The 12,333-nt window shown below is 70.6% G+C and carries 12 protein-coding genes; 7 read left to right on the forward strand and 5 right to left on the reverse strand.

Translation table 11 applies throughout. The features are described from left to right. Positions 1-11 precede the first annotated feature (11 nt). Entirely contained in the window at positions 12-662 is a 651-nt protein-coding gene (locus BM393_RS21080) for a YceH family protein (RefSeq protein WP_091732346.1), read from the forward strand. Positions 663-698: 36 nt separating this feature from the next. On the opposite strand, the gene BM393_RS21085 is transcribed toward BM393_RS21080, so the two are convergent. Continuing rightward, a complete protein-coding gene (locus BM393_RS21085) occupies positions 699-2,084 on the reverse strand; it encodes a hypothetical protein (protein ID WP_091732350.1) in 1,386 nt (461 codons plus the stop codon). Between the two features lie 318 nt (positions 2,085-2,402). Here BM393_RS21085 and BM393_RS21090 point away from each other — a divergent pair, with 318 nt between their 5' ends. The 4 genes from BM393_RS21090 to BM393_RS21105 all read left to right on the forward strand — a co-directional run bounded on the left by BM393_RS21090 (position 2,403) and on the right by BM393_RS21105 (position 7,280). Further along, positions 2,403-4,388, forward strand: a complete 1,986-nt coding sequence (locus tag BM393_RS21090) for an ATP-binding protein (RefSeq protein WP_091732353.1) — start codon at positions 2,403-2,405, stop codon at positions 4,386-4,388. Between the two features lie 174 nt (positions 4,389-4,562). Next, the gene (locus BM393_RS21095; protein WP_091732357.1) at positions 4,563-5,594 is read left to right on the forward strand and encodes a hypothetical protein; all 1,032 of its coding nucleotides are present in this window, start codon (positions 4,563-4,565) and stop codon (positions 5,592-5,594) included. 13 nt (positions 5,595-5,607) lie between these two features. Next, positions 5,608-5,847: a hypothetical protein gene (locus tag BM393_RS21100; RefSeq protein ID WP_091732360.1), complete on the forward strand. Its 240-nt coding sequence runs from the start codon at positions 5,608-5,610 to the stop codon at positions 5,845-5,847. A 125-nt stretch (positions 5,848-5,972) separates the two neighbouring features. Then, entirely contained in the window at positions 5,973-7,280 is a 1,308-nt protein-coding gene (locus BM393_RS21105; protein WP_175538454.1) for a cyanophycinase, read from the forward strand. 30 nt (positions 7,281-7,310) lie between these two features. Here BM393_RS21105 and BM393_RS21110 read toward each other — a convergent pair whose 3' ends face one another. From BM393_RS21110 to BM393_RS21125, 4 genes are all read right to left on the reverse strand, one after another. Beyond that, the gene (locus tag BM393_RS21110) at positions 7,311-9,233 is read right to left on the reverse strand and encodes a radical SAM protein (RefSeq protein ID WP_091733790.1); all 1,923 of its coding nucleotides are present in this window, start codon (positions 9,231-9,233) and stop codon (positions 7,311-7,313) included. Positions 9,234-9,330: 97 nt separating this feature from the next. Next, positions 9,331-9,672, reverse strand: a complete 342-nt coding sequence (locus tag BM393_RS21115) for an HU family DNA-binding protein (RefSeq protein ID WP_091732368.1) — start codon at positions 9,670-9,672, stop codon at positions 9,331-9,333. A 194-nt stretch (positions 9,673-9,866) separates the two neighbouring features. After that, entirely contained in the window at positions 9,867-10,421 is a 555-nt protein-coding gene (locus BM393_RS21120; RefSeq protein WP_091732371.1) for a LuxR C-terminal-related transcriptional regulator, read from the reverse strand. A 20-nt stretch (positions 10,422-10,441) separates the two neighbouring features. Then, on the reverse strand, positions 10,442-10,849 hold the full coding sequence (locus tag BM393_RS21125; RefSeq protein ID WP_254783547.1) for a PaaI family thioesterase: 408 nt from the start codon (positions 10,847-10,849) through the stop codon (positions 10,442-10,444). Positions 10,850-10,982: 133 nt separating this feature from the next. Here BM393_RS21125 and BM393_RS21130 point away from each other — a divergent pair, with 133 nt between their 5' ends. Further along, positions 10,983-11,684, forward strand: coding sequence for a CoA transferase subunit A (locus BM393_RS21130; protein ID WP_091732374.1), 702 nt, complete (start codon positions 10,983-10,985; stop codon positions 11,682-11,684). 10 nt (positions 11,685-11,694) lie between these two features. Continuing rightward, the gene (locus tag BM393_RS21135) at positions 11,695-12,333 is read left to right on the forward strand and encodes a 3-oxoacid CoA-transferase subunit B (protein WP_091732379.1); all 639 of its coding nucleotides are present in this window, start codon (positions 11,695-11,697) and stop codon (positions 12,331-12,333) included.

The following is a 12,333-nucleotide window of genomic DNA, read 5'->3' on the forward strand; positions in this document are numbered from 1 at the left end:
GAAGCGAGCCGATGGCGGTGAGAGAACTGAGCGCGCTCGAGGCGCGCGTGCTGGCGGTGCTGGTGGAGAAGGCGTCCACGGTGCCGGACAGCTATCCGATGTCGCTGAACAGCCTGACGCTGGGCGTGAACCAGAAGACGGCGCGCGATCCGGTGATGAACGCGGGCGAGTCCGACGTGGCCGCGGCCCTGGACGAGCTCAAGGCGATGAGCCTGGTGAACAGCGTGAGCGGCAGCCGCGTGGCGCGCTTCGAGCACAACATGAAGCGGGTGTACGGCATCCCCGGCCAGGCCGAGGCGCTGCTGGCGGTGCTGATGCTGCGCGGGCCGCAGACCTCGGCGGAGCTGCGGATCAACTGCGAGCGGCTGCACCGCTTCGCCGATGTCTCGTCGGTGGAGGGCTTCCTGGAGGAGCTGGCGACGCGCGAGCCGGCGCTGGCGCTGAAGCTGCCCAAGGCCCCCGGCGCGCGCGAGGCGCGCTGGGCCCACCTGCTCAGCGGAGCGCCGGAGATCCCGGTGGGCGGCGGTGCGTCGTCGGGCGCGTCGTCGTCATCGTGGTCGTCCGGCGGCGCGCGCGACGAGGAACTCGCCGCGCTGCGCGCCGAGGTCGAGCAGCTCAAGGCGGCGGTGGCGCGCATCCAGACCGAGCTCGGCCTCGGCTGAGGCCGGCCTAGTCCGGCCCGCGCGCCGGATCCTTCGTCAGATCTTCACCGCGGCCTTCAGGCTGTCGCGCGCGGCCTGGTTGAGGCGGACCTGGTACGTGAGGAAGGTCAACTGGTCGACGAGCGTGGCGCCCGCGGGGTTCGACACCCACGAGCCGGCGCCCAGCAGCGTGCCGTCCTTGATCATCGAGCCGGTGTAGACGTTGCCACCCAGTTCGAAGTAGATGCGGTACTGGACCGTCGCGCTCAGCGTGCTCGACTGCGGACGCGGCGACGACGCGACCCAGATCGGCACGCCGCCGACGGTCCGGATCTCGCCGTCGGCCAGGTGGTAGGTGCGGCCATCGCTGTTGGAGGTGAAGCCCGCGCTCAACACGTCCGTCAGCGTGCTGCCGTCGACGCAGGAGGACACGGCCGGCCCGGCCGTGATGCCGCGGCAGTCGAAGACGTCGTAGCGGTCGCCAGCGGTCTTCTGCGTGTACTTCAGGTAGCCGGCGCCGGCGGCGAACATGGCGGTGCTGTCGAGCACGCCGGAGTTGGCGAACACCGCGTTGTAGAAGTGCTTGAACTCGTCCGGCGCGCTGCCCAGCGTGCCGGTCAGCGCCACGGCCTGGTACTCGCTGCGGATCGTCGAGTACGCCACCGTCGTGTTGTCGTTGGCCAGGATGTCCATGCGCACGTCGCTGCCGACATAACTCGCGCGCTGGGCGCCGCCGGTGGACGGCACCACCCGCACGGCGCCGTCCTTGAGCACGCGCGTGCCCGTTGGCGAGAACAGCGCGAGCTTGGGGGAGAGCGAGGTCGGATCGCTCTGGCGATAGGTCTGCGGGCCGTTCGTCAGCGGCGACAGCGCGAGCTGGCCGAAATCGGACATCAGGAAGTTGGAGCCACTCACCTGCGGGCCGCTGAGCCGCAGCGACCACAGCAGGTTGAAGTTGCCCGGCTGCGGGCTGAGGATGGTGCTTTCGAAGGCCTGCTGGTTGGCGCTGAGCTTGAGCGTCAGCTGCGCGGCGTTGCTGGTGACGCTGCCGCCCTTGTTGGACACCACCACCGTGTAGCGGTCGCCGTGGTTGGCGTAGGTGGCCGGCGGCGTCGTGTAGCTCGTGGAGGTCGCGCCGGCGATGTCGGCGCCGTTGCGCTTCCATTGGTAGACGAGGTCGCTGCCGGACGCGGTCACCGTGAAGCTGGCGGTGGCGTCGGTCAGCACGCTGGCGTTGGCCGGCTGCGTCTGGAAGGTGGGCGCGGTGGCGGTCCCGCCGGTCGGCGTGCCGGGCGTACTCGGTGTACTGGGCGTGCCGGCCGTCGGCGGGTTGTTGGTGCCGGTCAGCGGGGCGCCGGCCTCGCCGCCGCCACCGCCGCAAGCGGCGACCAGGATGGCAACGGCCGCCAGGATGGCGGCGTTCTGGTGTCTCGTCGAGACCATGGGATCCTCCCTCGAAAGCAATGCGCAGGCGGAAGTCCGAGGCACGGCCTCCGCGGTGTTGTGGGCGGCGAGTATAGGAACGGGCCACGTGAGGAATCCGTGACGGTGTGGCGTGGAACTTCACGCGCGCGCAACAAGACGGTGCGGGGCGGTGCATTTGCACGCCAGGGCCGAGAATCGCGGGCCGATGGAGGCGGGCACCCCGCCTGCTCCTGCGCGGGTTGCGAGCTCCTTCGGGAGGCACGCCCCGCGGCGCGCGGCGTGTCGCCGAGCCGGCTTGGCGGATGAACGGGTGCAGGTCGACGCGAGGGAGAGGCGATGCCATACCGCGGGTTCGTGCAGGAGCAGGCCAGTCCGGCGCAGCGCTGGGCCGTGGCCCTGCTTTGCGCGCTGGTGCTGATCTCGGTGGCGGCGGTGGCGCCCTGGGCGGCGCGGCCCTGGCCGCCGCTGGCCCACATCAGCGGCATCTATGGCGCCGCCACCGCGATGATCGACCTGGCCACCTTCTGGCTGCTGATCTCGACGCCGCGGCCGCACCGCTCCCATGTCATCGTGGCCTCGGCCTACCTGTTCGCGAGCTTGATGGCGGTCCTTCATGTGCTGACCTTCCCCGGCGCGCTTTTTGCGGATCGCGCGGTGTTCGGCTCCCCCCATGCGGTCAGTTGGCTGTTCGTCGGCTGGCGCGCGGGCTTCGGCCTGTTCGTGGTCTGGGCGATCCTGGCGGAGACGGACGCCGTCGGCCCCATCGGGCGCCGGCCGAGTGCCTGGCCGCTGCTGGTCGCCTTGCTGGCCGCCGGCGCGTTGGCGGTCAGTTCGCAGCTCACCGACTTCGGCGCCTTGCGGTCGGACGGCCAGCGCCTGCTCCTAAGTCCGGTGAGCCGCGTCGGCGCCTACCTCAGCGTCGGCGCGGCCGCGGTCGCGGTGCTGCTGATCTGGCGCCGCGGGCTGTTCGGCCGGGCCATCTACGCGTGGCTGGCCTTCGTGCTGGTCGCGGAAGGCGCCGGCGTCTGGCTGAGCACCCACAGCGGGCAGCGCTACACGATCGCCTGGTACATGGCCCGGGCCGAAGGCCTGCTGGCGAACTCGGTGATGCTGGGCGTGGTCGCGGTGCATTTCCGCGCGGTGCAGAAGCGCCTGACCGACGCCTACCTGACGCTGCAGCATCGCACCGAGCAGCTGCAGGCGCAGGTCCAGAAGCGCGAGACGGCGGAGGCCCAGCTCGCCCGCGCGCAGAAGCTGGACGCGGTGGGGCGCCTGGGCGCCAGCCTGGCGCATGACCTCAACAACATCCTGCAGGTGCTCACCGGCCGCCTGGCCATCATCCGGCGACGCGCCGGCGAATCGGTCGAGGGCGACGTCCAGGTGATGCGCCGCAGCGTCAAGAAGGCCGAGGCGCTGACCCGGCAGCTGACGCTGCTGTCCGGCCGGCGACGCAACCAGCCGCGTCCGCTGGAGGTCGCCCCGGTGCTGGCCGAGATGGAGGACGCGCTGCGCTCGCTGGTCGGCGCGCACTGCCAGCTCCATCTCAGCGCGGAGGAGGGCCTGCCGCGGGTCGCGCTGGATCCGCTCGAGCTCGAGATCGCGGTGACCAACCTGGCGACGAACGCCTGCGACGCCATGAACCTGGGCGGCCGGCTGCGCATCCACGCCCGGCATGCGTCCACGCCGGACCATCCGCAGGCGATCGCGATCGAGGTCACCGACGAAGGCGAGGGCATCAAGCCGGAGATCCTCGGCAAGGTCTTCGAGCCCTTCTTCACCACGAAGGTCCGCGGCCATGGCACGGGCCTGGGGTTGGCGCAGGTCCACGCATTCGTGACCGGCAGCGGCGGGACGGTGCAGGTGGACAGCGAAGTCGGGCGCGGCACCACGGTGACCATGGTCTTCCCGGCGACGACGGCGACAGCGGCCACGGCGAACGGCCGGCTGGACGCCGCCGCCGTCGAGCGGCCGCCGCTGGAGGGCAAGGTCGTGCTGATCGTGGAGGACAACGCCGACGTGCGGGATGCCTCCAGCCAGCTGCTCTCGGCCGAAGGGCTGGCGGTGCGGGTGGTGGAGGACGCGCCTCAGGCGCTGGCGCTGCTGGACGGCGGTTTCGCCGCGGACTGCCTCGTCTCCGACATCGTGATGCCGGGCGCCATGGACGGCGTCGAACTGGTGCGGATCGTGAAGGTCCGCTTTCCCGCGATCCGCACCGTGCTGGTGACGGGCTACAGCGACATCGCCGAGCGGGCGCGCGAGGAAGGCTTCACCGTGCTGCGCAAGCCGTATGACCTCGCCTCCCTGATGGAGGCTCTGTCGTAGGCCGCTGCGCGCGGCGTGCGGCGTGCGGCGTGCGGCGTGCGGCGAGGTGGGGTGACGTCCATCGAGGCCCACGGAGACGCGGGGAGGCCCATGAATGCCCGGGCACCAGCCTTGCTCCGTGGGTCGATGTGGCGCGAGCGCGCGCCGGCCCATCGACGCCCACGCATTGCCCCCATGCAGGACCGTCCCTCCACGCCGATGCCCTGGCGGCTCCCGTCCGCCGAATTCGGTCCCGCCCGGCTGGAATGGCCCGGCGGGAGCGTCGACATCGCGCGGCTCCGGCTCCGCGATGCCGCCCTGGCGTGGCCCGGCGGCGGCAGCCTGCCCAGCGGCACCGCCGCGGAGCTCGAGCTGTCGACGCTGAGCCTCCAGGCCCACCTGCCGCTTCCCGAGGCGCCGGCCGAGGTGCAGCAGGCGGTGGCGTCGGCCGGGCGCGCGGAACGCTGGCGGCTGGAGCCCCTCGAGCACCTGGACGGCGCGGTGCATGCGGTGATCACCGATGCCGCCTTGCTGTTCGACGCCCGCGTCACGGTGCCGGTCTCCGCCGGCGAGGTCGACTTCAACCAGGCCAGCGTCGAGCACATCGGTCCGGACTCCCGCATGGGCATCAGCCGGATGGGGCTGTACGTCGATGCGCCCGGCGGGCGGACGTATCTGCTGCAATTCGCGACGCCGGCCCAGGCCGGCGTCCGCTACGAGCAGCGCAGTGCGCTGCTGGGCCACTGGACCACCGACCGCGGGCAGGTCTCGCTGCGACCTTTCCTGGAATCGATGCTGGCGCAGATGGCGCGCAGCGGTCCGCGCGCCGCCGGTGGCTTCACCGCCCAGGCGCGCACCCTGTTCGCCCGCACCGCGATGCGCGGCGAGCTGCGTCCGGGCGACGGCGTGATCGACCTGGGGCCGTTGCAGGTCCGCCTGGTCGGCCGCGCCGAAGGCCGCAACACCGCGCTGCTGGACAGCGCCGCCGTGGGCCGCGGCCTGAGCCTGTCGCTCGACGACGTCGCCCTGGCGGACCTGCGGCTCCGGGTCGGGGAGCGCGAACTGCGTGCAGGCCGCGGCAGTGCGCGGCTGCGGCTGCGCGTCCAGGTGCGCGACGACGGCCTGGCCATCGAGCTCTCGCTCGGCACGCTGATCCTGCGCGACGTGCAGCTTGGCGCTCCGACCGACGCGACGCCGCCCACCGCCGGCGCCGCCGGGAGCGCGTAGCATCGCGGGTTCCATGAAACGCACCCTCTTCGGCCTCGTGCTCTCGGCGCTGGTCACGCTCTTCTTCCTCTGGCTGATCACGCGCGGCTTCGGCCAGTTGATGGGCCTGCTGCGGGAACTCCGGCAGCCTGGCCAGGGCGGCGGCGCCATGCCGCTGCTCGTCATCGGCCTGGCGGTGTTCGTGCCGCTGCTGATCTACCGCCTGCGCAAGGCGCGCCGGTCACGCGCGGCCCGGCGCGACGCCGCCCGCTGACGCGCGGCGTCCCGCGCGAATCGCGGCGGCCGCCACCTGACGCGTCCGTGAAACATCCCCGCGTCCCCCCAGGTTGAAGGTCCAGCCTGCTTCCCATCCGGCGAGCGATATGGAAGATGGGCGGCATGGATGCCTTCCGCCTGATCTCGATCCGGCTGCGCGCGCTGGTCGCCCTGGCGGCGCTGCTCGGCGCCGGTGCCTCTTCGGCCCAGACCGCCATCGTCATCGGCGGCGCGCTGCGCATGGACAACGACGCCGTCTGGCAGCGCATCGTCGACGAGGCCGGCGGCCCCGGCCAGGCGCGCTTCGCCGTGCTCGCCACCGCCGCGGCCAATCCGGAACTCTCCGCCCGCCTGATCATCGACGCGCTCAAGCGCCACGGCGCGCAGGCCGAGCACATCCCGGTCGCGCCGCGGCTCGAGGGCGTCGACCTGCAGCGCAACCTCAACGACCCGGCCCTGATCGGCAAGATCCGCGCGTCCAATGCCGTGTTCTTCTCCGGTGGCGCGCAGGGCTTCATCGTCGACACGCTGCAGCCCGGCGGCCGCCGCACCGAGATGCTCGACGCGATCTGGGAGGTCTACCGCCGTGGCGGCGTCGTGGCTGGCACCAGCGCCGGCGCGGCGATCATGAGCCGCGTGATGTTCCGCGACGCGCTCAACGTCATGGAGGTGATGCGCGGCACGCTGCGCGAGGGCCAGGAGATCGACCGCGGCCTGGGCTTTGTCGGCGACGAGCTTTTCGTCGACCAGCACTTCCTCAAGCGCGGTCGCATCGGTCGCATGCTGCCGCTGATGATGGCCAAGGGCTACCGCTTCGGGCTGGGCGTGGAGGAGAACAGCGCCGCCGTCGTGCGCGGCGACCGCATCGACGTCATCGGGGGACGCGGCGCGCTGCTGGTGGACCTGCGCGACGCGCGCAGCGATCCGACGCTGGGCATGTTCAACCTCCGCGGCGCGCGGCTCAGCTACCTCGACAACGGCGACCGCCACGACCTGCGCAGCGGCGTCACCAGCCCGGCGGCCCGCAAGACCGCCGCTGGCGCGCCGGTGCCGATCCGCGCGTTGGCGCTGGGGCAGCCGATGCCGTCGCGCGGCCCGGTCGATACCTTCCAGCCGGACATCCTCGGCGACAACCGCATCGTGCAGGCGATGAGCGAGCTGCTGCAGTCGCCGGCCAACGAGGTGCGCGCGATGGCTGCGCGCATCCGGCCTGGCGCCACCGAGCCGCGCGACCGCACCGGCTTCGTCTTCCGGCTCTATCGCGGCGCGGACACGCAGGGCTGGATCGATGCCGACGGCAACGCGCACGACGTCACGCTGCTCGACGTCCGGCTGGACGTCCGCCCGGTGCGCCTGCCCGATCCCAACGCGGCGGCGCCGGCCTCGACGCTGCCCGGCGCGACGCTGGTCGCGCCCGCGGGCCTGCGCTAGCGCGGCGGCGACCGCGATCGCGGCGGCCGGTCAGGTGCCCAGCGCCTGCGCGATGAAGTGCTTGGGCACCTTGGGCTTGGGCACGCGCACGCTGAACCAGCGCCGCACGTCCTGCTCCAGCCCGAGGCCGTGCATGAAGTTGTAGAGCGCCTTCTTCAGCGCGTCGCCCATCGCGTCGTGGTCGGTGCCGGTGGGATCGATGAAGCCGACGTCGTTCTTCGCGAACGGGGAGGGCGGCAGCGGCAGCAGCCGCACGCCGAATGCGGCCGGGTCCTGGCCCACCGGCGAATGCACGGTGCAGGCGAAGCGGTGGAAGAAGCCGCTCTGAATGCAGCCGTTCTCGAAGAGCTGGCGCACGTACTCGAGCGCATCGACGGTGTCCTGCACCGTCTGCGTCGGGAAGCCGTACATCAGGTAGGCGTGCACCAGGATGCCGGACTCGGTGAAGGCGCGCGTCACCCGCGCCACCTGCTCGACCGACACGCCCTTCTGCATCAGCTGCAGCAGCCGGTCCGAGGCCACCTCCAGCCCGCCGCTGATCGCGATGCAGCCGCTGTCGGCGAGCAACTGGCAGAGCTCGGGGGTGAAGGTCTTCTCGAAGCGCACGTTGCCCCACCAGCTGATGGACACCTGGCGCGCGATGAGCTCCTGCGCCAGCGCCTTGAGCACCTTGGGCGGCGCGGCCTCGTCGACGAAGTGGAAGCCGGTCTGGCCGGTCTCCGCCACGATCGCCTCGATGCGGTCCACCAGCGTCTTGGCCGAGGCCGCCTCGTAGCGGGAGATGTAGTCCAGCGTGATGTCGCAGAAGCTGCACTTCTTCCAGTAGCAGCCATGCGCGATGGTCAGCTTGTTCCAGCGGCCGTCGCTCCACAGCCGGTTCATCGGGTTGAGCATGTCCAGCAGCGACAGGTAGTCGTGCAGCGGCAGGCCGTCCCAGGTCGGCGTGCCCACGTCCTCGAAGGGCACGTCGGGCTCGACGAAGTTGATGTAGCGGACCTGGCCCGCCAGCTCGCCGCCGTCCTCGCGGACGAAGCAGCGCACCAGGCGCTGCTGGCCGCGCCGGCCGGCGATGTGCTCGAGCAGCGCCAGCAGCGGGCGCTCGCCGGCGTCCAGCGTCACGAAGTCGACGTAGTCGAAGAGTCGGGGCTCGGCGAGCTCGCGCAGCTCGGTGTTGACGAAGCCGCCGCCGAGCAGGATCTTGATGCCCGGCCGCTCGCGCCGGATCGTCTGCCCGATGCGCAGCGCCGCGTAGACCGCGCCGGGGAAGGGCACCGAGAGCAGCACCACGTCGGGCCGCTCGGCATCGATGGCGGCCAGCGTCAGCTCGCGCAGCAGCTCGTCGACGAGGTTGGGCGGCGCGTCCAGCGCCTCGCGCAGCGGGTCGAAGGTCGGCTGGCTGGTCGCCAGCTGCTCGGCGTAACGGACGAACTCGAAGCGCGGATCGACCGATTCGCGCAGCACGTCGGCCAGGTCGTTCAGGTAGAGCGTGGCCAGGTGCCGCGCGCGGTCCTGCAGGCCCAGCGCGCCGAAGGCCCAGGCGAGCGGATCCTCGCCCTCCTCGGACACGTAGACGTCCAGGGTCTGGAAGCGGCTGCCCTCGGGCAGGAAGGTGCGCGTGTTGATACGGTGCGCCAGCGTCGGATCGCGGCCCTGCAGGAAGGCGATCACCGGCGTGATCGTGGCCAGGTAGCGGTCGAAGCCTTCGTCGAAGTGGCGCGAGGCGATGCCGCGGTCGGGCAGCGGGATCGCCTGCACCGCGGCGCGCACGCGCCTCAGGCCGTCGCGCGAGAAGAGCTTGAGCACCAGCGCCAGCGCCAGGTCGCGCTGCGCCGCGGGAATGCCGCGCGAGCGCAGGAAACCCGTCAGGTACGCGGTGGACGGGTAGGGCGTGTTGAGCTGCGTCATCGGCGGGATGAGCGACAGCACGCGGAGGGCGGGCGCGGCGGCGGACATGGACAGCACTGTAGAAGCAAAAAAACAAACCCGGCATGGGCCGGGTTTGTTCGGGATCGCCGGAGGGCTCCGGCGATCGGCGCATGCCAGAAGTGGATTACTTCTTGGCGGCCTTCTTGGCGGGCTTGGCGGCCGGCTTGGCGGCAGCCTTGCGAGCGGCGGCCTTGGGGTCCACGGCGGCCTTGAAGCCGGCGCCCGGGGTGAACTTCGGCAGCTTGGCGGCGGCGATCTTGATCTTGTCGCCGGTGCTGGGGTTCACGCCGGTGCGCGCGGCGCGGGCGTGTTGCTTGAAGGAGCCGAAGCCGGGGATGGAGACGGCGCCGCCCTTCTTCACCGTGGTGACCACGGCGTCCAGCAGCGTTTCCAGGATGCGGCCGGCTTCGGCCTTGGTCAGTTCGTGCTTGGAAGCCAGGTGTTCGATCAGTTCGGTCTTGTTCATTCGTTGACTCTGCAAGTTAAGGCCCGGCACGAGCCGGACGGCGCGTATTGTGCGCGAGAAATCCGGCCCGCATCCCCGGGTTGCCCCGCAAATCACCGATGAAATCGCACATCCGGGGTCACGTCTTGCGCGATGGTCCTGTCCATCGGCCTTCCCGGCGCCAGGGCTGGCCCGGGAATTTGTCACAGCACGCTTCAGGACACGAGCAGCCGGTGCACCAGGTCGGGCGTGCTGGCCGCGCCGTACTTCTTCATCAGCCGCGCGCGGTAGACGTCGACGGTGCGCGGGCTCACGCCCAGCCGCTTGCCGATCAGCTTGCTGGTCAGGCCCTCGATGAGCAGCGCGGCGATCTCGCGCTCGCGCGCGGTCAGGTCGGCCTTGAGCTGGCGCGTGGCCGACAGGTCCTCGAAGCTCCAGATGCCGCTGGCATGGGGCCGCGCCGGGTCGAGCGCGCGGCCCGAGACATGGCACCAGAACAGCTCGCCCGCGCGCGGCCCGCCGACGCGCTTCATCACGCGCTCGTCGGCGTAGTAGCCGGAGGCATCGAGGCTGGCGACGATGCGCTCGCCGGTGCGTTCGAACTCGACCGGGCTCGGATACAGCAGCGCGAAGCTGTGCTCGATCAGCTGCTCGCGCTGCGCGCCGAAGATCTCCAGCACCAGACGGTTGCAGTCCTTGATCAGGCGGTTCTCGGACAGGACCAGCCCGATCGGGGCCTGGTCGAAGGCGGTGCGGTAGTCGAGGCTCATGGGGACGGTCGGTCCGCGCGTCACAGCAGCGCGTAGGTCGTGGTGGACTGCACCGCGAGCCGGCCCTGCTCGTCGAGCAGGTCGATCTGCCCGAACGCCAGGTTCCTGCCGCGGCGCAGCAGGCGGGCCTCGATCGTGCAGCGCGTGCCGGAGACCGGGCGGATGAAGGTCGATTGCAGCTGCACCGTGGTCATCGGGCGGAACTCACCGAGCTCGCGCATCATCAGCAGCACCATGGCCGTGTCGGCCGCGGCCATCGAGGCCTGGCCGCACATCACGCCGCCCACATGCACCAGATCGGGCGCCACCGGCATCGTCAGGCGCAGCAGACCGTCCTCCGCATGGACCGGCTCCAGGCCGAGCGCGACGATCCAGGGGGCGAAGATCTTGGGGATCTGCGCACGCAGTTCGTCCAGGGGCAGGGTCATCGGGCTTCCTTCGAGGGGCGGTGGCGGGGATGATGCTTAATCAATTCTACGTAGCGATACCTAATGTCTTACGTAGCAGAATCGTCGGCTGGTTCTGAACCCCGTGGATCGCACGGCAAGCAGGAGACATCGGATGAACAAGCTTTTCCCCAGTGCCGATGCGGCATTGGACGGCATCGTGAAGGACGGCCAGTTGCTGGCGGTCGGCGGCTTCGGCCTGTGCGGCATTCCCGAGGCACTGATCGCCGCGCTGCGCGACAGCGGCGTCAAGGGCTTGACCGTCATCAGCAACAACGCGGGCGTGGACGGCTTCGGCCTGGGCCAACTGCTCCAGACGCGGCAGATCAGCAAGATGATCTCGAGCTACGTCGGCGAGAACAAGGAATTCGAGCGCCAGTACCTGGCGGGAGAGCTGCAGCTGGAATTCACGCCGCAGGGCACGCTGGCCGAGAAGCTGCGCGCCGGCGGTGCCGGCATCCCGGCCTTCTTCACCCGCACCGGCGTGGGCACGATGGTCGCGGAGGGCAAGGAGATCCGCGAATTCGATGGCCATCAGTACGTGATGGAGCGGGCGCTCAATCCGGATGTGGCGCTGGTCAAGGCGCACATCGCCGACAAGAGCGGCAACCTGGTGTTCCGCCGCACCGCGCGCAACTTCAATCCGGCCTGCGCGATGGCGGGCAAGGTCACGGTGGTGGAGGTGGAGCAGATCGTCGAGGTCGGCCGGCTCGATCCCGACAGCATCCACCTGCCCGGGATCTATGTGCACCGCATCGTGCACAACCCCAATCCCGAGAAGCGCATCGAGAAGCGCACCACCCGACCCGCCGCCTGAGGAGACCGACATGCCCTGGACCCAAGACCAGATGGCGGCACGCGCCGCGCAGGAGCTGGAAGACGGCTTCTATGTGAATCTCGGCATCGGCATTCCGACGCTGGTCGCGAATTTCGTGCCGGCCGACAAGGAGGTGTGGCTGCAGAGCGAGAACGGCATGCTCGGCATCGGCCCGTTCCCGACCGACGACGAGGTCGACGCCGACCTGATCAACGCCGGCAAGCAGACGGTGACGACGATTCCCGGCTCGTCGATCTTCGGCAGCCACGACAGCTTCGCGATGATCCGCGGCGGCAAGATCAACCTGAGCATCCTGGGCGCGATGCAGGTCAGCGAGCACGGCGACCTGGCCAACTGGATGATCCCCGGCAAGATGGTCAAGGGGATGGGCGGCGCGATGGACCTGGTGGCGGGCGTGCCGCGCGTGATCGTGCTGATGGAGCACGTGGCCCGCAAGAAGGATGGCACCGAGGACCTGAAGATCATCCCGAAGTGCACCCTGCCGCTGACCGGCGTGGGCGTGGTGAACCGCATCATCACGGACCTGGCGATCATGGACGTCACGCCCCAGGGCCTGAAGCTGGTGGAGCTGGCGCCCGAGGTCACGCGGGACTTCGTGCAGAGCAAGACCGGCGTGACGCTGCTGTAA

The organism is Mitsuaria sp. PDC51 (assembly GCF_900113225.1).
Taxonomy (GTDB): Bacteria; Pseudomonadota; Gammaproteobacteria; order Burkholderiales; family Burkholderiaceae_C; genus Roseateles.

Bases quoted from the DNA above. Each gene is read 5' to 3' on its own strand.
- BM393_RS21080 (WP_091732346.1), top strand. From the start codon at position 12: ATGGCGGTGAGAGAACTGAGCGCGCTCGAGGCGCGCGTGCTGGCGGTG.
- BM393_RS21085 (WP_091732350.1), bottom strand. From the start codon at position 2,084: ATGGTCTCGACGAGACACCAGAACGCCGCCATCCTGGCGGCCGTTGCC.
- BM393_RS21090 (WP_091732353.1), top strand. From the start codon at position 2,403: ATGCCATACCGCGGGTTCGTGCAGGAGCAGGCCAGTCCGGCGCAGCGC.
- BM393_RS21095 (WP_091732357.1), top strand. From the start codon at position 4,563: ATGCAGGACCGTCCCTCCACGCCGATGCCCTGGCGGCTCCCGTCCGCC.
- BM393_RS21100 (WP_091732360.1), top strand. From the start codon at position 5,608: ATGAAACGCACCCTCTTCGGCCTCGTGCTCTCGGCGCTGGTCACGCTC.
- BM393_RS21105 (WP_175538454.1), top strand. From the start codon at position 5,973: ATGGATGCCTTCCGCCTGATCTCGATCCGGCTGCGCGCGCTGGTCGCC.
- BM393_RS21110 (WP_091733790.1), bottom strand. From the start codon at position 9,233: ATGTCCGCCGCCGCGCCCGCCCTCCGCGTGCTGTCGCTCATCCCGCCG.
- BM393_RS21115 (WP_091732368.1), bottom strand. From the start codon at position 9,672: ATGAACAAGACCGAACTGATCGAACACCTGGCTTCCAAGCACGAACTG.
- BM393_RS21120 (WP_091732371.1), bottom strand. From the start codon at position 10,421: ATGAGCCTCGACTACCGCACCGCCTTCGACCAGGCCCCGATCGGGCTG.
- BM393_RS21125 (WP_254783547.1), bottom strand. From the start codon at position 10,849: ATGACCCTGCCCCTGGACGAACTGCGTGCGCAGATCCCCAAGATCTTC.
- BM393_RS21130 (WP_091732374.1), top strand. From the start codon at position 10,983: ATGAACAAGCTTTTCCCCAGTGCCGATGCGGCATTGGACGGCATCGTG.
- BM393_RS21135 (WP_091732379.1), top strand. From the start codon at position 11,695: ATGCCCTGGACCCAAGACCAGATGGCGGCACGCGCCGCGCAGGAGCTG.